Origin of the sequence: Streptomyces sp. NBC_01235, assembly GCF_035989285.1 — a bacterium.
GTDB lineage: Bacteria > Actinomycetota > Actinomycetes > Streptomycetales > Streptomycetaceae > Streptomyces.
Window position 1 is genome coordinate 9,438,168 of the sequence record NZ_CP108513.1, and the last position, 21,582, is coordinate 9,459,749.

At 71.1% G+C, this 21,582-nt stretch carries 18 protein-coding genes, 1 pseudogene and 1 riboswitch; of the genes and pseudogenes, 16 read left to right on the forward strand and 3 right to left on the reverse strand.

Annotation, left to right across the window (positions count from 1 at the left end):
- Positions 1–62 precede the first annotated feature (62 nt).
- The 8 genes from shc (at position 63) to OG289_RS42525 (ending at position 9,070) form a co-directional block, all read left to right on the forward strand.
- Complete coding sequence (shc, locus tag OG289_RS42490) at positions 63–2,084, forward strand: squalene--hopene cyclase (protein WP_327319337.1); 2,022 nt, start codon at positions 63–65, stop codon at positions 2,082–2,084.
- Complete coding sequence (locus tag OG289_RS42495) at positions 2,085–2,726, forward strand: phosphorylase family protein (RefSeq protein WP_327319338.1); 642 nt, start codon at positions 2,085–2,087, stop codon at positions 2,724–2,726.
- 5 nt (positions 2,727–2,731) lie between these two features.
- The gene (hpnH, locus tag OG289_RS42500; RefSeq protein ID WP_327319339.1) at positions 2,732–3,754 is read left to right on the forward strand and encodes an adenosyl-hopene transferase HpnH; all 1,023 of its coding nucleotides are present in this window, start codon (positions 2,732–2,734) and stop codon (positions 3,752–3,754) included.
- Between the two features lie 4 nt (positions 3,755–3,758).
- A complete protein-coding gene (gene ispG, locus OG289_RS42505; RefSeq protein WP_327319340.1) occupies positions 3,759–4,916 on the forward strand; it encodes a flavodoxin-dependent (E)-4-hydroxy-3-methylbut-2-enyl-diphosphate synthase in 1,158 nt (385 codons plus the stop codon).
- Positions 4,917–4,942: 26 nt separating this feature from the next.
- Positions 4,943–6,865, forward strand: a complete 1,923-nt coding sequence (dxs, locus tag OG289_RS42510) for a 1-deoxy-D-xylulose-5-phosphate synthase (protein ID WP_327319341.1) — start codon at positions 4,943–4,945, stop codon at positions 6,863–6,865.
- Positions 6,862–8,247, forward strand: coding sequence for an aspartate aminotransferase family protein (locus tag OG289_RS42515; protein WP_327319342.1), 1,386 nt, complete (start codon positions 6,862–6,864; stop codon positions 8,245–8,247). The genes dxs and OG289_RS42515 overlap by 4 nt, the downstream gene beginning before the upstream one ends.
- A 71-nt stretch (positions 8,248–8,318) precedes the next feature.
- Positions 8,319–8,951, forward strand: coding sequence for a helix-turn-helix domain-containing protein (locus OG289_RS42520; RefSeq protein WP_327319343.1), 633 nt, complete (start codon positions 8,319–8,321; stop codon positions 8,949–8,951).
- Positions 8,948–9,070: a DUF6126 family protein gene (locus tag OG289_RS42525; protein WP_327319344.1), complete on the forward strand. Its 123-nt coding sequence runs from the start codon at positions 8,948–8,950 to the stop codon at positions 9,068–9,070. Before OG289_RS42520 ends, OG289_RS42525 begins: the two co-directional genes overlap by 4 nt.
- Before the next feature lie 71 nt (positions 9,071–9,141).
- Here the strand turns inward: OG289_RS42525 and OG289_RS42530 are convergent, their stop codons facing one another.
- Positions 9,142–9,939, reverse strand: coding sequence for a tyrosine-protein phosphatase (locus tag OG289_RS42530; protein WP_327319345.1), 798 nt, complete (start codon positions 9,937–9,939; stop codon positions 9,142–9,144).
- Positions 9,940–10,163: 224 nt separating this feature from the next.
- On the opposite strand from OG289_RS42530, the gene OG289_RS42535 reads away from it, so the two are divergent.
- The 7 genes and pseudogenes from OG289_RS42535 (at position 10,164) to OG289_RS42565 (ending at position 17,280) form a co-directional block, all read left to right on the forward strand.
- Positions 10,164–12,239 (forward strand): alpha-galactosidase, encoded by a 2,076-nt coding sequence (locus OG289_RS42535; RefSeq protein ID WP_327319346.1) that lies wholly within the window; start codon positions 10,164–10,166, stop codon positions 12,237–12,239.
- 304 nt (positions 12,240–12,543) lie between these two features.
- Positions 12,544–12,701: riboswitch (cyclic di-AMP (ydaO/yuaA leader) on the forward strand.
- A gap of 4 nt (positions 12,702–12,705) precedes the next feature.
- Complete coding sequence (locus tag OG289_RS42540; protein WP_327319347.1) at positions 12,706–13,653, forward strand: M23 family metallopeptidase; 948 nt, start codon at positions 12,706–12,708, stop codon at positions 13,651–13,653.
- 277 nt (positions 13,654–13,930) lie between these two features.
- Positions 13,931–14,323: a hypothetical protein gene (locus OG289_RS42545; protein WP_327319348.1), complete on the forward strand. Its 393-nt coding sequence runs from the start codon at positions 13,931–13,933 to the stop codon at positions 14,321–14,323.
- A pseudogene (locus OG289_RS42550) lies at positions 14,218–14,493 on the forward strand (rhamnogalacturonan lyase family protein); the annotation flags it as partial. The gene OG289_RS42545 and the pseudogene OG289_RS42550, both read left to right, overlap by 106 nt.
- 226 nt (positions 14,494–14,719) lie before the next feature.
- Positions 14,720–15,427, forward strand: a complete 708-nt coding sequence (locus OG289_RS42555) for a DUF6250 domain-containing protein (protein WP_327319349.1) — start codon at positions 14,720–14,722, stop codon at positions 15,425–15,427.
- Between the two features lie 126 nt (positions 15,428–15,553).
- Complete coding sequence (locus tag OG289_RS42560; protein WP_327320971.1) at positions 15,554–16,339, forward strand: SGNH/GDSL hydrolase family protein; 786 nt, start codon at positions 15,554–15,556, stop codon at positions 16,337–16,339.
- Between the two features lie 182 nt (positions 16,340–16,521).
- The gene (locus tag OG289_RS42565; RefSeq protein WP_327319350.1) at positions 16,522–17,280 is read left to right on the forward strand and encodes an SIMPL domain-containing protein; all 759 of its coding nucleotides are present in this window, start codon (positions 16,522–16,524) and stop codon (positions 17,278–17,280) included.
- 56 nt (positions 17,281–17,336) lie between these two features.
- Here the strand turns inward: OG289_RS42565 and OG289_RS42570 are convergent, their stop codons facing one another.
- Together OG289_RS42570 and OG289_RS42575 are read right to left on the reverse strand one after the other, a co-directional pair.
- A complete protein-coding gene (locus OG289_RS42570) occupies positions 17,337–17,957 on the reverse strand; it encodes a TetR/AcrR family transcriptional regulator (RefSeq protein ID WP_327319351.1) in 621 nt (206 codons plus the stop codon).
- A gap of 9 nt (positions 17,958–17,966) precedes the next feature.
- A complete protein-coding gene (locus OG289_RS42575; RefSeq protein WP_327319352.1) occupies positions 17,967–19,208 on the reverse strand; it encodes a Glu/Leu/Phe/Val dehydrogenase dimerization domain-containing protein in 1,242 nt (413 codons plus the stop codon).
- 186 nt (positions 19,209–19,394) lie between these two features.
- Between OG289_RS42575 and OG289_RS42580 the strand changes: the two genes are divergently transcribed.
- Complete coding sequence (locus OG289_RS42580) at positions 19,395–20,624, forward strand: MBL fold metallo-hydrolase (RefSeq protein WP_327319353.1); 1,230 nt, start codon at positions 19,395–19,397, stop codon at positions 20,622–20,624.
- Positions 20,625–21,582: the final 958 nt, after the last annotated feature.

A 21,582-nucleotide genomic window follows, 5' to 3' on the forward strand; every position in this document is an offset into this window, starting at 1 on the left:
CACCGGCCGACGGCGGACCCACAGCAGACGCAACGACATGCACACTGCACGAAGGGGAAGCCATGACAGCGACGACCGACGGAAGCACCGGGGCCCTCCCGCCCCGCGCTGCCGCGGCCAGCGAAACCGACATCACCATCCCCGTGGCGGCCGGGGTACAAGAAGCCGCCGCACGCGCGATGCGGCGCGCCACCGACTTCCTGCTCGCGCGGCAGGACGCCGAGGGCTGGTGGAAGGGCGACCTCGAGACGAACGTCACCATGGACGCCGAGGACCTGCTGCTCCGTCAGTTCCTGGGCATCCGTGACGAGGCCACCACCCGCGCCGCCGCCCTCTTCGTCCGCGGCGAGCAGCGCGAGGACGGCACCTGGGCCACCTTCTACGGCGGGCCGCCCGACCTCTCCGCCACCATCGAGGCGTACGTCGCCCTGCGCCTGGCCGGAGACGCCCCCGAGGCACCCCACATGAGCAGGGCCTCCGCCTGGGTCCGCGAGCAGGGAGGCATCGCGGCCGCCCGGGTCTTCACCCGGATCTGGCTGGCCCTGTTCGGCTGGTGGAAGTGGGAGGACCTGCCGGAACTTCCGCCGGAGCTCCTGTACTTCCCCAAGTGGTTCCCGCTCAGCATCTACAACTTCGGCTGCTGGGCCCGGCAGACGATCGTGCCGCTGACCGTCGTGTCGGCCAAGCGACCGGTGCGCCCGGCGCCGTTCCCGCTCGACGAGCTGCACACCGACCCGGCGCGTCCCAACCCGCCCAAACCCCTTGCCCCGGTGAACAGTTGGGACGGGCTCTTCCAGCGGCTCGACAAGGTGGTGCGCGGATACCGGTCGGTCGCGGTGCGCAGGCTGCGCAAGGCGGCCATGAACTCGGCCGCCCGCTGGATCATCGAACGCCAGGAGAACGACGGCTGCTGGGGCGGGATCCAGCCGCCCGCCGTGTACTCGGTCATCGCGCTGCACCTGCTCGGCTACGACCTCGAACACCCGGTGATGCGGGCCGGGCTGGAGTCGCTCGACCGTTACGCCGTGTGGCGCGAGGACGGCGCCCGGATGATCGAGGCCTGCCAGTCGCCGGTGTGGGACACCTGTCTGGCGACCATCGCGCTCGCCGACGCGGGCCTGCCCCCGGACCATCCGCAACTGGTCAAGGCCGCCGACTGGATGCTCGGCGAGCAGGTGGTGCGCCCCGGCGACTGGTCGGTGCGCAGGCCCCAACTCCCGCCAGGAGGATGGGCGTTCGAGTTCCACAACGACAACTACCCCGACATCGACGACACCGCCGAGGTCGTTCTCGCGCTGCGCCGGGTCAGGCATCACGACCCGCAGCGGATGGACCGGGCCATCGCGCGCGGGGTGCGCTGGAACCTCGGGATGCAGTCGAGGAACGGGGCCTGGGGCGCCTTCGACGCCGACAACACCAGCCCGTTCCCCAACCGGATGCCGTTCTGCGACTTCGGCGAGGTCATCGACCCGCCGTCCGCCGACGTCACGGCGCACGTCGTCGAGATGCTGGCGGTGGAGGGCCTCTCGCACGACCCGCGCACCCGGCGCGGAATCCAGTGGCTGCTGGCCGAACAGGAGCCGGACGGTTCGTGGTTCGGGCGCTGGGGCGTCAACTACGTCTACGGCACGGGGTCGGTGGTGCCCGCCCTCACCGCGGCCGGCCTGCCCGCCCGGCATCCCGCGATCCGGCGGGCGGTGGCCTGGCTGGAGCGGGTGCAGAACGACGACGGCGGCTGGGGCGAGGACCTGCGCTCCTACCAGGACCCCACCCGGTGGAGCGCTCGGGGCGCCTCGACGGCCTCCCAGACGGCGTGGGCGCTGATGGCGCTGCTGGCCGCGGGGGAGAAGGACGCCAAGGCCGTCGAGCGGGGCATCGCGTGGCTGGCACAGACCCAGCGGGAGGACGGCTCCTGGGACGAGCCCCACTTCACCGGCACCGGCTTTCCGTGGGACTTCTCGATCAACTACCACCTGTACCGGCAGGTCTTCCCGCTGACCGCACTCGGCCGGTACGTCCACGGCGAGCCGTTCAGCACATTGCCCGGTGCCCAGCCGGCCGCTTCCGAGGCAGAGGGGAGCTGAATGAGCGCGCAGCCCGTCCCTGCCCCGCTGCTGATCGCGTGCGCGCTCGGCATCGAGCACCTCGCCCTGCGCATGGGCGACCGCAGCGGGGCCGACGGGCCGGTCACCGTCCTGCGGACGGGCATGGGGCCGAAGGCGGCGGAGCGCTCCGTCACCCGGGTCCTGGCCGACCCGGTGCTCGACGGGGCGGCCGTGCTCGCCACGGGCTTCTGCGCCGGGCTCGCCCCCGGTATGCACCCCGGTGACCTGGTCGTCGCCGAGGAGACCCGCGACCCGCGCGGCAGCGTCCCCTGCGTCGGCACCGAACTGCTCGTCAAGGAGCTCGTGCGCACCCTGCCCGGGCGCACCGTCCACACCGGCCCCCTCACCGGCTCCGACCACGTCGTGCGCGGTCACGAACGGGGCGACCTGCTCGCGACCGGCGCCATCGCGGTCGACATGGAGTCGGCGGCCACGCTCCTGAGCGCCGTGCGCGCGGATCTGCGCCCGGTTGCGGCCGTCCGAGTGGTCGTGGACGCTCCAGAACATGAACTCGTCCGGATCGGCACGGTGCGCGGTGGAATATCAGCTTTCCGTGTTCTCCGCTCCGTCCTGCCTGCTTTTTTCGAATGGCACCGTAATGTTCTGCTCCCCCGGAGGTGAGCCACATGGCCATGCCGCTGCGCCAGTCCATCAAGGTCGCTACATACCTGGCCGAACAGAAGCTCCGTAAGCGGGACAAGTTCCCGCTCATCGTCGAGCTGGAGCCCCTCTTCGCCTGCAACCTCAAGTGCGAGGGCTGCGGCAAGATCCAGCATCCGGCGGGAGTGCTCAAGCAGCGCATGCCGGTCGCCCAGGCCGTGGGCGCGGTGCTGGAGTCCGGTGCGCCGATGGTGTCCATCGCGGGCGGTGAGCCCCTGATGCACCCTCAGATCGACGAGATCGTGCGGCAGCTGGTGGCCAAGAGGAAGTACGTCTTCCTCTGCACCAACGCCATGCTGCTGCGCAAGAAGATGGAGAAATTCACGCCCTCCCCGTACTTCGCCTTCGCCGTGCACATCGACGGGCTGCGCGAGCGGCACGACGAGTCCGTGGCGAAGGAGGGCGTGTTCGACGAGGCCGTGGCGGCCATCAAGGAGGCCAAGCGGCGCGGCTTCCGGGTCACCACCAACTCGACGTTCTTCAACACCGACACCCCGCAGACCATCATCGAGGTGCTCAACTTCCTCAACGACGACCTCAAGGTCGACGAGATGATGATCTCGCCCGCGTACGCCTACGAGAAGGCGCCCGACCAGGAGCACTTCCTGGGCGTTGAGCAGACCCGCGAGCTGTTCAAGAAGGCCTTCTCGGGCGGCAACCGGCGCCGCTGGCGGCTCAACCACTCCCCGCTCTTCCTGGACTTCCTGGAGGGCAAGGTCGACTTCCCGTGCACCGCGTGGGCAATCCCGAACTACTCGCTCTTCGGCTGGCAGCGGCCCTGCTACCTGATGAGCGACGGGTACGTGCCGACGTACCGCGAGCTGATCGAGGACACCGACTGGGACAAGTACGGTCGCGGCAAGGACCCGCGCTGCGCCAACTGCATGGCGCACTGCGGCTACGAGCCCACCGCCGTCCTCGCCACCATGGGCTCCCTCAAGGAGTCCCTGCGTGCCCTGCGCGAGACCGTCAACGGAAACCGGGAGTGACGGCATGACCGCCGTCTCCCTGGGCGTTCCCGAGGTGCCGGTCCGGCCGGTGGCGTCGCGACGTGAGTCGCGGCGGATCCAGGTCGGCCCGGTGGCGGTCGGGGGCGGGGCCCCTGTGTCGGTGCAGTCGATGACGACGACCCGTACGTCGGACATCGGCGCCACCCTCCAGCAGATCGCCGAGCTCACCGCGTCCGGCTGCCAGATCGTGCGGGTCGCCTGTCCCACGCAGGACGACGCCGACGCCCTGTCGACGATCGCCCGCAAGTCGCAGATCCCGGTGATCGCGGACATCCACTTCCAGCCGAAGTACGTGTTCGCGGCGATCGAGGCGGGCTGCGCGGCGGTCCGGGTGAACCCCGGCAACATCAAGCAGTTCGACGACAAGGTCAAGGAGATCGCCCGGGCCGCGAAGGACCACGGCACCCCGATCCGCATCGGTGTCAATGCCGGCTCCCTGGACCGCCGCCTGCTCCAGAAGTACGGCAGGGCGACCCCGGAGGCCCTGGCGGAGTCGGCGCTGTGGGAGGCGTCCCTCTTCGAGGAGCACGACTTCCGGGACATCAAGATCTCCGTCAAGCACAACGACCCGGTGATCATGGTCGAGGCCTACCGTCAGCTCGCCGCCCAGTGCGACTACCCGCTGCACCTGGGCGTCACGGAGGCGGGCCCCGCCTTCCAGGGCACGATCAAGTCGGCGGTGGCCTTCGGCGCGCTGCTGTCCCAGGGCATCGGCGACACGATCCGGGTGTCGCTGAGCGCGCCGCCGGTGGAGGAGGTCAAGGTCGGCATCCAGATCCTGGAGTCCCTGGGCCTCAGGCAGCGGCGGCTGGAGATCGTCTCCTGCCCGTCCTGCGGCCGCGCCCAGGTCGACGTGTACAAGCTGGCCGACGAGGTCACGGCGGGCCTGGAGGGCATGGAGGTCCCGTTGCGCGTCGCGGTCATGGGGTGTGTGGTCAACGGCCCCGGCGAGGCACGGGAGGCGGACCTGGGGGTCGCCTCCGGCAACGGCAAGGGCCAGATCTTCGTGAAGGGCGAGGTCATCAAGACCGTCCCCGAATCGAAGATCGTGGAGACCCTCATCGAAGAGGCCATGAAGATCGCCGAACAGATGGAACAGGACGGCGTCGCGTCGGGGGAGCCGGCCGTCACCGTGAGTTGAACAGCACGGACCGAAGGGGGCCCGACGTGACGATCCTGGAGAACATCCGGCAACCACGTGACCTGAAGGCGCTGTCCGAGGCGGAACTCGGTGAACTGTCCGAAGAGATAAGGGATTTCCTGGTGCACGCGGTCGCCAGGACCGGCGGACACCTCGGGCCCAACCTGGGCGTGGTGGAACTGACCATCGCGCTGCACCGGGTCTTCGAGTCGCCGGTCGACCGCATCCTGTGGGACACCGGCCACCAGAGCTATGTGCACAAGATGCTGACAGGGCGTCAGGACTTCTCCAAGCTGCGCGGCAAAGGGGGCCTGTCCGGATACCCCTCCCGTGAGGAGTCCGAGCACGACGTCATCGAGAACAGCCACGCCTCCACCGCGCTCGGCTGGGCCGACGGGCTCGCCAAGGCCCGCCAGGTGCAGGGCGAGAAGGGCCATGTCGTCGCGGTCATCGGTGACGGCGCGCTCACCGGCGGCATGGCCTGGGAGGCGCTGAACAACATCGCCGCCGCCAAGGACCGGCCGCTGATCATCGTCGTCAACGACAACGAGCGCTCGTACGCGCCGACCATCGGCGGGCTCGCCAACCACCTGGCGACCCTGCGCACCACCGACGGCTACGAGAAGGTGCTGGCCTGGGGGAAGGACGTCCTGCTGCGCACGCCGGTCGTCGGGCACACGGTCTACGAGTCGCTGCACGGCGCGAAGAAGGGCTTCAAGGACGCGTTCGCGCCGCAGGGCATGTTCGAGGACCTCGGCCTGAAATACGTCGGCCCGATCGACGGGCACGACCTCAAGGCCGTCGAGTCCGCGCTGCGGCGGGCCAAGCGCTTCCACGGGCCGGTGCTGGTGCACTGCCTGACCGAGAAGGGGCGGGGCTACGAGCCCGCGCTGGCGCACGAGGAGGACCACTTCCACACCGTCGGTGTGATGGACCCGCTGACCTGCGCGCCGCTCAGCCCCTCCAGCGGGCCGTCGTGGACGTCCGTCTTCGGCGACGAGATCGTGGCCATCGGCGAGGAACGGGACGACGTCGTGGCGATCACGGCGGCGATGCTGCACCCGGTGGGGCTCGGCAGGTTCGCCGAACGCTTCCCGGAGCGCGTGTGGGACGTCGGCATAGCCGAACAGCACGCGGCCGTGAGCGCGGCCGGCCTGGCGACCGGCGGCCTGCACCCCGTCGTCGCCGTCTACGCCACGTTCCTCAACCGGGCCTTCGACCAGTTGCTGATGGACGTGGCCCTGCACCGCTGCGGGGTGACGTTCGTGCTGGACCGGGCCGGGGTGACCGGCGTCGACGGCGCGTCCCACAACGGCATGTGGGACATGTCCGTCCTCCAGGTCGTCCCGGGACTGCGCATCGCGGCCCCGCGCGACGCCGAGCGACTGCGCACGCAGTTGCGGGAGGCGGTAGCGGTGGACGACGCGCCGACGCTGGTCCGCTTCCCGAAGGAGTCGGTCGGGCCGGAGATCCCGGCGGTCGGCAGGGTGGGCGGCATGGACGTGCTGCACCGGGGCGAGCGGGCCGACGTGCTCCTCGTGGCCGTCGGCGTCATGGCGCCGGTGTGCTTGCAGGCCGCCGAGCTGCTGGCGGCGCGGGGCGTCAACTGCACGGTCGTCGACCCGCGTTGGGTAAAACCCGTCGACCCGGCCCTGCCCGGCCTCGCCGCCGAGCACCGTCTGGTGGCCGTCGTCGAGGACAACAGCCGTGCCGCCGGGGTCGGTTCGGCGGTGGCGCTGGCCCTGGGCGATGCCGAGGTCGACGTGCCCGTACGGAGGTTCGGGATCCCGGAGCAGTTCCTCGCGCACGCCAAGCGCGGCGAGGTGCTCGCCGACATCGGCCTCACGCCCGTCGAGGTGGCCGGCCGGATCAGCGCGAGCCTGGCCGTCAAGGACGTCAGGTCCGCCGACGGCCTCGTCGTCGGCGCAGTCAAGGAGAAAGCTGAATGACCACGGAGTTCGACCTCGGCGCCCTCCTGGCCGAACGAGGAGCCGAGCGCTACGAGTTGCACGGCAAGTACCTCAACCACCAACTGCCGCGCATGCTGCACACCATCGGCTTCGACAAGGTCTACGAGCGCGGCGAGGGCGCGTACTTCTGGGACGCGGACGGCGACGACTACCTGGACATGCTCGCCGGGTTCGGCGTCATGGGCCTGGGCCGCCACCATCCCGTCGTCCGCAAGGCGCTGCACGACGTCCTCGACGCCCAGCTCGCCGACCTCACCCGCTTCGACTGCCAGCCGCTGCCCGGACTGCTGGCCGAGAAGCTGCTCTCGCACAGCCCGCATCTGGACCGGGCGTTCTTCGGCAACAGCGGCACCGAGGCGGTGGAGACCGCGCTGAAGTTCGCCCGGTACGCGACCGGCAGACCGAGGATCCTGTACTGCGACCACGCCTTCCACGGACTCACCACGGGCTCGCTGTCCGTGAACGGCGAGTCGGGATTCCGGGACGGGTTCGCGCCCCTGCTGCCCGACACGGCGGTCCCGCTCGGTGATCTCGACGCGCTGGCGAGGGAGTTGAAGAAGGGCGACGTCGCCGCCCTGATCGTCGAGCCGATCCAGGGCAAGGGCGTGCACGAGGCACCGCCCGGCTATCTGCGCGCCGCCCAGGAACTGCTGCACAAGCACAAGGCACTGCTCATCGCCGACGAGGTGCAGACCGGCCTCGGCCGCACCGGCGACTTCTACGCCTACCAGCACGAGGAGGGCGTCGAGCCGGACCTGGTGTGCGTGGCCAAGGCGCTGTCGGGCGGGTATGTGCCGGTGGGCGCCACCCTCGGCAAGGACTGGATCTTCAAGAAGGTCTACTCGTCGATGGACCGGGTGCTGGTGCACTCCGCGAGCTTCGGGTCCAACGCGCAGGCCATGGCGGCCGGGCTTGCGGTGCTGTCCGTCATGGAGAACGAGCAGATCGTCGCGGGCGCCCGGCTGACAGGCGATCGCCTGAAATCCCGGCTCGCCGCCCTGATCGACACCTACGAGCTGCTGGCCGACGTCCGCGGCCGGGGCCTGATGATCGGCATCGAGTTCGGAAAGCCCCGGTCACTGAAGCTGCGCAGCCGCTGGACCATGCTCCAGGCGGCTCGCAAGGGACTGTTCGCGCAGATGGTGGTCGTGCCGCTGCTCCAGCGGCACCGGATCCTCACCCAGGTCTCCGGCGACCACCTGGAGGTGATCAAGCTGATCCCGCCGTTGATCATCGGCGAGCGGGAGGTGGACCGGTTCGTCGACGCCTTCACCGCCGTGATGGACGACGCGCACAGCGGTGGCGGGCTGATGTGGGACTTCAGCAAGACCCTGGTGAAGCAGGCGGTGGCCAACCGCTGAGGCGGCCTCGGTCGATTTGCCTCAGAGGCAAGAAACTTGCCCCTGAGGCAAGTCGGGCGTGAAATGGAGGCATGAACTCGCCCGAGTCCGAGCCGTCGGCGGAACACGTCGAGGCTCTTCCCGTCGTCGCCCCCCAGCTGCGCGCCCTGCGCCGCCGGGCCGCCCTCACCCTGGAGGCCGCGGCCCGGGCCGCCGGGCTGTCGCCGGGGCACCTCTCCCGCCTGGAGACCGGGCAGCGCCAGCCCTCGCTGCCGATGCTGCTCGCGCTCGCCCGTATCTACGGTACGACGGTCTCGGAGCTGCTCGGCGAGAGGGTCGCCGACCGGGACGCCGTCGTACGCGCCGCCGAGATGGAGCCGACCCGTGCGGGCGGCTGGACGTACTGGCAGGCCGGCGCCTCAGGGCGCGGGATGCAGGCCCTGCGCGTCCACGTCCCGTACGGCTCCCAGGGCGACATCGTGCGGGTGCACCCCGGAGAGGAATGGCTGCACGTCCTGCGGGGGCGGCTGCGGCTGCGCCTCGGGGACACCACGGACCTGCTCGGGCCGGGGGACAGCGCGCACTTCGACTCGCTCACCCCGCACCGCATCGCCGCGCAGGACGCAGACGGGGTCGAGCTCCTCTTCGTCCACACCCTGCTGCAGAGCCCCACGGCCACGCTGTGCCTGGGCCCGACCCCTTCAGAGACCGGAGAGACACCATGAGCGACTTCGAGGAGAAGTTCCCCCGCACCCTGTGGATCCGGCTGATCATCTACATAGCCGTGGGGCACCTCTTCGCGGGCTTCCTCTGGCTGCTGTTCGAGGTGGGGGCCAACCAGTAGGGCCGGCCAGTAGGGCCGGCCCGCTCGGGCAGCGGTGCCGGAGCGATGTCGGAGCGGCGCCGAAGCGTCTGTCAGTCGAGCAGCCGTTCCCGCAGCCGCTCACGGGTCTCGGGAGAGAGGCCGAGGCCCTCCTCCAGGTAGGTGTCGACGCCGCCCCAGATCTCCTCGATGGTCTCGAGCGCCGCCGCGAGGTACTCCGCGCGGGCGTCGAACAGGGGGCTGAGCAGCTCCATGACCTCGGGGGAGTACGCGTCGGCGGAGGTGGCGCTGCGGCGCACCTTGTAGCGGCGGTGCTTGGCGTTGGACTCCAGGTAGTCGGCGAGGATCGCCTCGCGCTCCACGCCCAGGGCGAGCAGCGTCACTGCGATCGACAGACCCGCGCGGTCCTTGCCCGCCGCGCAGTGCATCAGGGCCGGGACGCTGTCCTCGGCGAGCGAGTGCAGCACCCGCGAGTGCTCCGCCGTCCGCTCCTTGACGATCGAGCGGTAGGAGGCGATCATCCGGCCCGCGGCCTTGCCGTCCCCGAGGATCTCGCGCAGCTGGTCGATGTGGCCGTCGCGCACCATCTTCCAGAACTCGGAGCCGTCCGCCGGGTCCGACAGCGGCAGGTTCACGTTGCGCACGCCCGGTAGTTCGACGTCCGGTCCCTCCAGCTTCTGGTCCGCCGCGTTGCGGAAGTCGAAGATCGTGTGCAGGCCCAGGTCGGAGAGGAACGCGGCGTCCTCGTCGCTCGCGTGCGCGAGGTGGCCGCTGCGGAACAGCACGCCGTGGCGCACCCGCCGGCCGTCGACGGTCGGCAGGCCGCCCACGTCCCGGAAGTTGCGCACGCCGGCCAGCTCGGGCTCGGTCGACGGGATCTGCTGCGTCACTGGGGCTCCCTCCTTGTCGGTCTCCGTCGGCGCGGCTCGTGGTGGCCGACGGGACACCTCCACGACCATACGATATGGATTCCCAGGGCAACGGGTTGTCCACAGCCCGGAGAAACCGGACGTCCACCCAGGTGACGACTTGTCCGCCGGAAGTTGCCCGGCGGGCCGACCTCATTCGATGATGTTGGTGCTTGATCGCACCTGTTCGAATTAGTGGGGGTTTGATGCCCGAGATCGCCGACAACGGCCGTACCTGGCTCCTTTCGGGGCCCACGAGCAGCTACGCCCTCCACCTCACCGAGGCCGACGAGCTGGTCCACCTGCACTGGGGCCCGGGCATCGCGCTCGCGGACGCCGAGGCGCTCGCCGTACTCCCGGCGGCCGAGCGCGGGGCGTCCTTCGAGTCCCCGCTCGACGGCCGCGAGGAGTACCCGGTCGAGGGCGGCCCCCGCTTCGTCCGGCCCGCCCTGTCCGTGCGCACCGACGAGCGGCGCGGCACCGAGTGGACCTTCGAGGCGTACGAGACCGACGGCGACGGGCTGCGGCTGCGTTTCCGGGACGGCGGGCTCTGCGTCACCCTGCACTACCGGATGCGAGGGGATGTCGTCGAGCGCTGGACGACCCTGCGCAACGAGGGCGAGCAGCCACTGGAGCTGCTGCGCGCTGACTCCGCCACCTGGAGCCTGCCCGAGCGCGACGGCTGGCGGCTGTCGCAGCTGCACGGCCGCTGGGCGGCGGAGTCGCGGCTCACACGCTCCCCCCTCACCTACGGTGAGAAGGTGATCGGCAGCCGCCGCGGCCACACGGGGCACCAGCACCTGCCCTGGGTGGCGCTGGACACCGACGCGACCGAGGAGCGCGGCGAGGTCTACGGGTGTGCCCTCGGCTGGTCGGGCTCCTGGCGGATCGCTGTCGCCCAACTCCCCGACGCGCGCGTGCAGATCACCGGCGGCGCGGGCTACGACGACTCGGGTCTGCTACGCCTCGCGGCGGGGGAGTCCTTCACCACGCCCGTCTTCGCCGGCCTGTGGAGCGACGCCGGGTTCGGCGGCGCGAGCCGCACCTGGCACGCCTACCAGCGGGCGCACGTCGTCCCGGACGCCGAACAGGACCGCCCGGTGCTTTTCAACTCCTGGGAGGCCACCTACTTCGACATCTCCGAGGAGCAGCAGGCGACCCTCGCCCGGCGTGCCGCGGCGATCGGCGTCGAGCTGTTCGTCGTCGACGACGGCTGGTTCGGGGCGCGCACCGGCGACCACGCCGGGCTCGGCGACTGGCGGCCCAACCCCGACCGCTTCCCGAACGGCCTGAAGCCCCTCGCCGACTACGTGCACGCCCTCGGCATGCAGTTCGGCATCTGGGTCGAGCCCGAGATGGTCAACCCCGACAGCGAGCTGTACCGGGCACACCCCGACTGGGTGCAGTTCCAACCGGGACGAAAGCGGACGGAGTTCCGCAATCAGCTCGTACTGAATCTCGCGCGCGAGGATGTCCAGGAGTACCTCTGGGAGCAGCTCGACGCACTCCTCTCCAGCGCCCCCGTCGACTACGTCAAGTGGGACTTCAACCGCTGCTTCACCGACGCCGGCTGGCCTGACGACCCCTACCCGCAGCGCCTCTGGGTGGACCACGTGCGGGCCCTGTACGCCCTGCTGGACCGGCTGCGGGCCGCCCACCCGGGCGTCGCCTTCGAGTCCTGCTCGGGCGGCGGCGGGCGCATCGACCTCGGGATCATGAGTCGCACCGACCAGGTGTGGACCTCCGACAACACCGACCCGCTCGACCGGCTCGACATCCAGCACGGCTTCAGTCAGATTCACCCCGCACGGGTCATGGCGGCGTGGGTCACGGACAGCCCCAACGTCCAGCTCAACGGCCGGGTCAGCTCGCTGCGCTTCCGGTTCGTCAGCGCCATGGCCGGGGTGCTGGGCGTCGGCGGGGACCTTTCCGAGTGGAGCGAGGAGGAGCTTGCCGAGGCCCGGGAGTGGGTGGACCTCTACAAGGACATCCGGCCCCTCGTGCAGCACGGCGACCTCTACCGGCTGCGGCCCCCGGCCGGTGGCCTGAGCGCCGTCCAGTACGTACGCGGCGACGAAGCGGTCGTCCTCGCCTGGCTCCAGGCCCAGCGATTCGGCGAGCCCGTTCCGGCGCTGCGGCTGCGTGGGCTCGACCCGACAGTCTCGTACGAATGCCGTGAAACGGGCGAAGTTCACCGGGGTGCCGTGCTGCTGCATCACGGGCTGCGCACCGGGCTGCGGGGCGACCTTGATGCGACGGTTATCCGGCTGCGTCGCATCTGAGCGTTCTGTCCGAATTGAATCCTTAGTTCCAACTCGCTCTGGAATAAAGGAACCTGGAGATGTGTCACGTGAGCAGCGTCATATTCGTGACCGTACGTCGTCCGTCATGTTCACGTAATTCGCATGCTTTTCCAGGGAGATTGGCAAAAGGCGGGCCTTTCGATTGACGGAGTGTGACCGGGAATTCTCACAGCGGATCAAGAGAAATGCGTTGTCCGTGCAACCTCTGCTTGTCCCTGTGCGTCTTGGTCGCTTACGTTCCACACCAATCCGGACGGACGCCTAATCCTGCCGCCGTCCGGTGTCCGCACACTCACCCGTACCCGGCAGGAGCGGGGGACCCACAGGTAGAACCGCCTGTTCCGGTCCCGGAACAGGCTTGGGGTAAAGCTGCGCCTCGGCGCGGCCGGGCATCTCCAGTCCGCACCCGACAGCTCACCTCGCAGGCGCCGGAGAGGAATTCGCCATGCCCGCGAAGGGTAAGCACCGCCGTCCGAAGACCCAGCGCTTCACTCGCTCCATCGCCGTCGCCGGAACCGGCGGCGCCGCGCTCGCCCTTCCGCTCATGGGTGCCACCGGCGCCCACGCGGCTCCCTCGCAGTCCGCTGCGCAGACGGTTTCCCAGTCCGTTTCGCAGTCTGTTTCGGAAAAGGCCGTGCAGTCCGTTCCGGTGGCGCAGAAGAAGGTCATTGCCACGAGTGCCAGGACCTATACCGTGCGGTCCGGCGACTACCTCTCGAAGATAGCCGACGAGCAGAACGTCAGCGGTGGCTGGCAGAAGCTGTACCAGGACAACCGCCAGGCCGTCGGCAGCGACCCGTCGCTGATCCACCCCGGTCTGAAGCTCTCGATCGGCAAGAAGGCCACGACCGGCAGCGCCGGGTCGTCGTCCGGTTCGTCCTCCTCCTCGAAGACGTCCGACAAGAAGGCCTCGTCCTCGTCGTCCGGTTCGTCCTCCTCGAAGATGATCACCCAGGCCGCCGAGAGCAGCACCAGCACCTCCAGCGGTTACACCCTCCCCGTGGCCGGCGCGACCGTGGGAACCGGGTACCACGTGGCCGGCAGCATGTGGTCCAGCGGCTACCACACCGGCGTGGACTTCGTCGTCCCGACCGGCACCTCCCTCAAGGCCGTGGGCGCGGGCACCGTCGTCTCCGCGGGCTGGGGCGGGGCGTACGGCAATCAGGTCGTCATCAAGCTCGCCGACGGCTACTACGCCCAGTACGGCCACCTCTCCCAGCTCTCCGTCTCGGCCGGCCAGGCCGTGACCGCGGGCCAGCAGGTCGGGCTCTCCGGCGCGACCGGCAACGTGACCGGCCCGCACCTGCACTTCGAGATCCGCACCACGCCGGACTACGGCTCCGACGTGGACCCGGTCGCCTACCTCCGCTCGCACGGCGTCGCCGTCGGCTGACCCCGCCGACGACCACACGCCTGACACGCCTGACACGCTGCCGAAGGCCGGACCCCGATCCCCGGGTCCGGCCTTCGGCGTATCCGCGTGTCCGAGATGCCTGACGTGTCCGGTGTGCCCGGCGCGCGCCGACCGGTGCGTGCGACTTTGCGCCTTCATGATCGTTTCATTGCGGTCGTATGGCGGCCCTTTTCGCCCCATCGACAGGCGGGGCGGAGTGGGGCCACAGTGATCTCCGTCAGGGAGCAAGCGCTTTCTACCACCCTCGGAGGTCCCCGTGTCAAGCGTCGAACGACGCACCGTCGGCAAGGGCGCCGCAGCCGCGGGCGCCGCCCCGTTCTCCTGGGCCCTGTCCCGCAGCGCCGCCGTGGCCGACGGCGCCGCCATCGACACCGAGCCGCACCGGCCGGTGGGCGGCGCGCCCGCCGGCCGGAGCGGAGGTTCGGATTCGCCACGGCCGACGGCGACGAAGAGCCCCTCCAGAGCCGGGTCACCGTCGGCCGAGGTGTCGGCGGGCGGGGCGATGTGTCGGTCGGGTCCGGCACCGGCGGGGGAGGCCTTTCGGTGGCCTGGCTCGTCCACCGCCGACGTGACCCGGCCCGGCGCGGGCGTCTTCAACGTCCGGGACGGGAGGGTCTCCCCCCACCACGCCCAGCGTCAACTTCCGTAATCTGGTGGATCGGTGACAAGGCGTCAGAACTGCTCGTCTTCAACCGCGTCGAGAAGTGGGACCCGGTGACCGAGGCCGGCGCGACGGTGTTCGACCCTCCCGGTGTCGTCTCCGACGTCCGCGGCGCCACCCCCTGCTACGGCGACCTCCTCGGCGACTGCCGCGAGGAGATCCTCGCCGAGACCGCCGACCACACCGCCCTGCGCCTCCACACCACCACCGAAACCGACCGGTACCCGCTTGTGCACGCTCGCCCAGAACCCCGCCTGCCGCCTCGGCCGGACCCGTCCGCGGGTACCTCCAGTCCACGTACACCGACCACTGCCTCGGCACCGGGACCCGTCGTGTCCCCGAGCCGTCCCTCACCATCCCCGCCCACCGAAGGAGCCGTTTCCCGTGACGACCAAGCGCAGAGCGTTCGGAGCCCTCGCCGTCGGCGCCGCCCTCGCCGCCCTCGCCCCCGCGGCCACCGCGAACGCCCGCCCCCGCCACCGCCGCCTGATCGCCCACGACGACTTCCGCCACGGTCTGCGCCAGTGGGCCGTGGAACTGGAGAGGGGCGGCACCGTCACCGCCTCCCGCGGCACGCTGGAGGTCGACGTGCCCGCCGGGGCGACGATCTGGTTCAAGCGGCCGTTCGCGGGGCCGTACGTCCTCGAATACGTCGCCACGCCCGTCTCCGCGGGCGGGATCAACGACCGTGTGTCCGACCTCAACAACTTCTGGAACGCCGTCGACGTCCGCTCCCCGGACGACCTGTTCGCCACCCCGCGCGGCGGGGCCCTCGCCGAGTACGACCATCTCAAGGCGTACTACGTCGGATACGGCGCCAACACCAACACCACCACCCGGCTGCGCCGCTACGTCGGCGAGGCCGGCGTGCGCCCGCTGGTCTACGACTACACCGAGCCGCTGCTCGTGGCGAACGAGCCGAACCACGTCCGGATCGTCTCCGACGGCTCGGCCGTCCGCTGGTGGAACAACGGCCGGCTCGTCTTCGACTACACGGACCCGGAGCCGTACTCGCGCGGGCACTTCGCGTTCCGGACCACCTGGAGCCACTTCCGGATCAACGACTTCCGGGCCTGGTCGCTTATTCCCTGATTGGCACATTCTTTAGGAGTGGCTTATCTCACCGTCCGTCAACCCCTTCCTACGGTCGCGTAAGTCACATTCGAAGGTGAATCATGAACTGCTGTGGCAGACGATTCGAAGAATGACAACAGATCAGTGATCGGGTCGTACGTGGCGGTGGGGGACAGCTTCACCGAGGGCGTTGGCGACCCCGGCCCCGACGGGGCGTTCGTCGGCTGGGCCGACCGGTTCGCGGTACTCCTCGCGGACCGGCGGCCCGAGGGCGACTTCAACTACACCAACCTCGCGGTCCGCGGAAAGCTGCTCGACCAGATCATGGAGGACCAACTCACCAGGGCGGTAGAGCTCGCCCCGGACCTGGTCTCCTTCTGCGCGGGCGGCAACGACATCCTCCGGCCCGGAACCGACCCGGACGAGGTCGCCGAGCGCTTCGAGCGCGCGATCGCGTCCCTGACCGCCGCAGCCGGCACGGTCATGGTGACCACCGGCTTCGACACCCGTGGCGTCCCCGTGCTCAAGCACCTGCGCGGCAAGATCGCCACCTACAACGGGCATGTCCGTGCCATCGCCGACCGGTACGGCTGTCCGGTGCTCGACCTGTGGTCCCTGAAGTCCGTGCAGGACCGCAGGGCCTGGGACGGCGACCGGCTCCACCTCTCCCCGGAGGGGCACACACGCGTGGCGCTGCGCGCCGGGCAGGTCCTCGGCCTCCAGGTTCCGGCCGACCCGGAGCAGCCCTGGCCGCTGCTCCCACCGCGCGGCACTCTCGAGGTGCGGCGCGACGACGTCCACTGGGCGCGCGAGTACCTGGTGCCGTGGATCGGACGCCGGCTGCGCGGCGAGTCCTCCGGTGACCACGTGACCGCCAAGGGCACGCTGTCGCCGGACGACATCAGGATGCGGATCGCGGCCGTGGCCTGAGCAGGTGACCCCGGGGGAGCGCGGTCGGCCGTCGAGGCCGTACGGCAGGCCGCTCCACCAGTGAGGTGAGCGCACGGGAGTGGTGCGCGGGCGGGGGCCGGTACGGGTGCTGGGATGACCGCACCCGCATCCGCCCCCTCCGCACACCGTCCCCGCCCGACACCTCGAAGGACCGGACCCGCATGCCCCTTCCCCGTACGCCCGCCGCCGCGGCGCTCGTCGCCCTGCTCGCCCTGGGCGTCCCGGCACTCGCCGCGCCCACGGCCGCCGCGGCGCCCGCCCCACCCGCCGCGGCCGTCCGGCTCGCGCCGGTCAGCCCCGCCACCGTGACGGTGACCGGCGAGGGAGGCGCGAGCGCACCGCCCGACCTCGCGGTCGTCGGCGCCGGCGTCGAGGCCTCCGCCAAGACCTCGCAGGCCGCACTGGAGACCCAGAACAAGGCGGCCGCCGCGCTGCTGGGCGCCGTTCGCGCCCAGGGCGTCGCCGACCGGGACATCCGCACGGAGAGCGTCTTCCTCAATCCCGTCTACGACTACACGGGCAGCACCGCGCGGTTGAAGGGCTACCAGGCCGCGCAGTCCTTCTCCGTGAAGGTGCGCGAGGTGGCGAGGACCGGCGCGGTCCTCCAGGCCATCACCGACGTCACCGGCGACGCGGCCCGGATCAACTCCGTGGCCTTCGGCCTTTCCGATCCCGCCCCATTGAGGGCCCGCGCCCGCCAGGCCGCGCACGACGACGCCCGCACCAAGGCCGCGCAGTACGCCCGTCTCAGCGGCCGCCGGCTGGGCCGGCTCGTCTCGCTCAGCGAGGACGCGTCCAGCTCGCCGCGCCCCGTGCCGTCGGCCGGGGACACCCCCGGTGTCGGTACCGGCGCCGCGCCTGTCGCCCCCGGCGAGATCCGGGCGACGGCGACCGTGACCGTGGTGTACGAGCTGGACTGAGCGGGGACGGGCCGCCGGGCCCGGCCGGGTCGGGCGGGTGCCGGCCGCGGCCGCTCTCAGCGCTCCTGGGCGCTCAACGTCTCGGGGCCCAGCCCGAGTTCCCGGGCCAGCGCCTCGTCGACCCACTCCTGCGCGCGGGCCCGGGACACCGCGCCCGCATAGGACGTCAGCTGTACGGCGAGCCCGTCCAGCAGGGCCGTCAGCCGCAGGGCCGTGCCCGCCGGGTCCGGGCAGCGGAACTCGCCCGCGGCCACGCCCTCCGCGATCACCTCGGCGAGCGCGGCCTTCCACTCCTTGTCGAGGTCCCGGGCGACCTCCCGCAGCGCCGGCTCGCGCAACGACACCGCCCAGCCCTCGATCCACAGCCGCCAGCCCTTGGCCTGGCCCGTGGGCGCGTACCAGCGCACGGCCGACCGCAACCGACGCAGTGCCGTGCTCCGGCGGCCGACCAGCTTGCGCAGACGCGCCAAGTCGTCCTCGGCCGCGTAGGCGAACGCGTCGGCGACCAGCTTCTCCTTCGTCGAGAAGTGGTAGAGCACCAGCGCGTTGCTCACCCCGAGGGCCGCGGCGACGTCGGCGATCCTGACCGCCGCCACGCCCCGCGCCTCGATCTGTTCGATGGCGGCCCGCAGCAGTTCCTCACGCCGCTCGGCCACACTCAACCGGACCCTTGCCACGCCGTCACCCTAATCCGTCGGCGCGAGGCCCGCCGGACCGGCCGGTTTCGTCGGAGCGGGCCCGCACGGCACCGGGCGGTGGCGGCCGAACCGTTCCGCGATCACCGGAAGCCGCCGCGCGGCGATCGCGTGCGCGGCGGCCCGGGGCGTCGTCCCGTCCGCCTGCGCGCGAGCCAGCACGACTTCCACCAGGGCGCGCATCGAGCGGCGCGTGTACGCGAAGGCCTCGTCGGCGTCCGCGCCGATGTCGCCGAACAGCGTCCACCACCACCAGGCGTTGGTCCCGGAGTTGACGACGACGTCCGGCAGCACGCTCACCCCGCGCGCGTGCAGCAGCGCCTCCGCCTCCGGCAGGACGGGCATGTTCGCCGCCTCAGCGATCCACCGGGCGCCGATGAGCTCCTGCTCCTCGACCCCGATCGCGTACGACACCGCGGCCGGCACGAGCACCTCCGCGTCCGCCGACAGCCAGGCGTCGCCCGGCAGTTCGAGGTCCCCGGAGCGCAGCGCGGCCCGGTCCACGGTGCCGTGCGCGTCCCGCGCGGCCAGCAGCGCCTCGACGTCGAGACCGGCCGGGTTGGCGATCGTGCCCTTGATGTCGGCGACGGCCACGACCGTCAGCCCCGCGCGCGTGAGGAAACGCGCCGTGGCCCCGCCCATCGTGCCCAGCCCCTGGAGGGCGACCCGGGTCCCGGCGTACGCGACCCCGGCCCGGTCCAGGGCGGTCAGCACGGACTCGGCGACCCCCAAGCCGCCGACCAGCTCGTCCAGTCCGATGCCGTCCACCTCGACGGCGAAGGCGGCCGCGAGCCGCGCGCGGGCCGCGGCCTCGTCGTCGAGCAGCGGGTAGACCGCCTGCACGGACGACACCAGCCCCGCCTCGGCGGCCGCCCGGTCCACCAGGTCCTGGGTGAGGCCCAGGTCCTCGCCGGTGGTCCAGCAGCTCTCCACGTACGGGCGCACCGCGCGCAGGTACCGCACCAGCAGCCCGTACGCCTCCGGATCCCGGGGATCGCAGTCGATGCCGCCCTTGGCACCGCCCAGGGGGACATAGCGGGCCTCCGGGTCGTAGTGCAGGGCCTCCTTGAGGCTCATGCCGCGGGCGAGCCCGGCCACCTCCTCCAGGGTGCACCCCGGCCGCATCCGCAGCCCGCCGCTGCAGACGCCGCGCACGAGCCGGTCGACGACCAGGAAGCCCTGGCGGCCGGTGACGTGGTCGGTCCAGGTGAGCGACAGGAAGGGGGCGGTCATACGGGCTCCTCGACCGGCGCGGGCGGTGCCCGGGAAAACGACTGGTACTGAACTGTGAGTCAGTATCGGAAGGCCGTGGTAGCCGTGTCAAAAGCGGGTTCGCGGCCCGGTGCGACCAGGGCGGCCCCGTCTTGTCGGAGGGGGCGACCATAATGGAACGCCTCAGCGACTCCACCTGGAGGTACCGTGTCCGGTTTCCGTTCCCTGAGCTCCGGGCTCCGCGCTCCGCAGCCCGAGGCCTTCGGCGCGGACCCAAGCGGTGAGCGCATGGCGCGCATCCGCAGATCGCCCCACTTCAAGGACGGGGTGTTCCAGAACCCCGGCGGCCCGGCGCAGATCCGCCCCTCGGGCGGCGGGATGATCGACTTCGCCAAGAACTTCTTCGACAAGGAGAAGCGCTCCCGCCGGGCCCCCACGGGGAGGATCCCGGTGCACGCCACCACCCTCGCCGACCTCGCCGCGCCGCCCGCCACGGGCCTGCGCCTGACGTGGATGGGGCACGCCAGTGTGCTCGCGGAGATCGACGGGCAGCGGGTCCTGTTCGATCCCGTCTGGGGAATGCGCTGCTCCCCGTTCCCCTTCGCGGGACCCAAGCGGCTGCACCCGGTCCCGCTCCCGCTGGCCGCGCTGGGCCCGGTCGACGTCATCGTCATCTCGCACGACCACTACGACCACCTGGACATGCCCACGATCAAGGCACTGGCGGGCACGGACACCCTTTTCGCCGTGCCGCTCGGCGTCGGCGCCCACCTCGAACGCTGGGGCGTCTCCGCCGACAGGCTGCGCGAGCTGGACTGGCACGAGGCGACGAAGGTGGGCGGCCTCACCCTGACCGCCACCCCGGCCCGCCACTTCTGCGGCCGCGGCCTGCGCAACACCCAGCACACCCTGTGGGCCTCCTGGGTGGTCGCCGGCGAGGAGCACCGGATCTACCACAGCGGCGACACCGGCTACTTCGAGGGCTTCAAGGACATCGGCGCCGACCACGGGCCGTTCGACGCGACGATGATCCAGATCGGCGCGTACTCGGACTTCTGGCCCGACGACGACCCGAACTCCGCGCCGTTGCCCGGCGGCTGGCCGGACATTCACATGAACCCCGCTCAGGGCGTCCAGACGCACCTCGACCTGCAAGGAGGAGAGGCGAGCGGGGTCCTGCTCCCGATCCACTGGGGTTCGTTCACTCTCTCGCTGCACCCCTGGGCGGAGCCCGGCGAGTGGACACTGGCCGCGGCGAAGGCGGTCGGGCAGGCGGTCGCTCTGCCCGTCCCGGGCCTGCCGTTCGAGCCCGCGGGTGACGTTCCCGCGCATCCCTGGTGGCGGGATGTGTCGGCGCCCCTCAACCGCCTGTGGCCCGTCCCGGCGATCGCTTCGAAGACGACGCGCGAAGACCTCGATCTCGTGGGCGAGGGCTGAGACCGGGGCGGCTCGGGAGCGGACCGGGCGACAGCGCCCTTTTGGCCGTGCCTTGACGAGGGCAACTCGACGACCTCCACCTACGATCCCGAACTCGGCCCCTGGGCACCGCGGTCAGAGGCCTCGGACGCCGAAGTGACGGTGGTGCGGCACGAGTCGGCAACCTTGATCGCACGGTTGCCCGGGTACCGGTCGGCCGGGACGGGGCCTCGCGGCCGATGGCGCCGTCCAGCGGGGCGGCGAAACGATCCGACTCGTGCGCGCTCCACGTGCCGGGGCGCGACGACGAACTCGTGGCGTGCGGCTGCACCGTCCGCCCAAGTCACCCGGCAGGCCGCGCTGCGGACATCGAGCCCGGTGCTCCGGACGGTCGCGGTGAGCGCGCGGATGTAAGCCACCGACCTCGCGCCCTCACCCGCCGCCTCGGTGCCTCCCGACTCCTCCACCTCGCCGCCCTCGCCGACCAATGGGCGCCACTGTCCTGGCGAGACGCCTACCCCCAGGGGCTGACCGCCTTTGTCGGCGGACTCCTCACCCAAGCCGCGGCGGCAACACCACAGTGACGAGACCGCTGATCCGAAGGAGGGTGACACGCGAAGGCGACCCCTGTTCGTGATCGAAGTCGGTCCGCACGAGGCAGGCCCGGAAGTCAAGGCCACGGCCAATACAGTGCGTGACGATCCGAGGGGTTCGGCCGGGGGAGGTGAAGCGCCGGGGGCCGTTCCGGCGGGCCGGTCGGGGTGAGGGAAAGCCGGCGGCACGGACCGGGAGATGTGGGCCCCCCGGTCCGTGCCGCCCTTCTGGGATCACCTCTGACCAGGTCTGATCGACTTCTTTCGCGGATGCGCCTTGACTCTCCCTGACTTATCGGTCTGCCGTGCGAAGCCTCATACCAGAGCGGGACGGTCTCTGTGAGACTTTGTCAACTGCCCACCGCACATGATGCGTTGCCGACTAC

Coding starts and splice junctions, on each gene's coding strand:
- OG289_RS42565 (WP_327319350.1), top strand. CDS start 16,522: ATGCCCCTTCCCCGTACGCCCGCCGCCGCGGCGCTCGTCGCCCTGCTC.
- OG289_RS42495 (WP_327319338.1), top strand. CDS start 2,085: ATGAGCGCGCAGCCCGTCCCTGCCCCGCTGCTGATCGCGTGCGCGCTC.
- OG289_RS42575 (WP_327319352.1), bottom strand. CDS start 19,208: ATGACCGCCCCCTTCCTGTCGCTCACCTGGACCGACCACGTCACCGGC.
- OG289_RS42535 (WP_327319346.1), top strand. CDS start 10,164: ATGCCCGAGATCGCCGACAACGGCCGTACCTGGCTCCTTTCGGGGCCC.
- ispG (WP_327319340.1), top strand. CDS start 3,759: ATGACCGCCGTCTCCCTGGGCGTTCCCGAGGTGCCGGTCCGGCCGGTG.
- hpnH (WP_327319339.1), top strand. CDS start 2,732: ATGGCCATGCCGCTGCGCCAGTCCATCAAGGTCGCTACATACCTGGCC.
- OG289_RS42540 (WP_327319347.1), top strand. CDS start 12,706: ATGCCCGCGAAGGGTAAGCACCGCCGTCCGAAGACCCAGCGCTTCACT.
- OG289_RS42520 (WP_327319343.1), top strand. CDS start 8,319: ATGAACTCGCCCGAGTCCGAGCCGTCGGCGGAACACGTCGAGGCTCTT.
- shc (WP_327319337.1), top strand. CDS start 63: ATGACAGCGACGACCGACGGAAGCACCGGGGCCCTCCCGCCCCGCGCT.
- OG289_RS42515 (WP_327319342.1), top strand. CDS start 6,862: ATGACCACGGAGTTCGACCTCGGCGCCCTCCTGGCCGAACGAGGAGCC.
- OG289_RS42525 (WP_327319344.1), top strand. CDS start 8,948: ATGAGCGACTTCGAGGAGAAGTTCCCCCGCACCCTGTGGATCCGGCTG.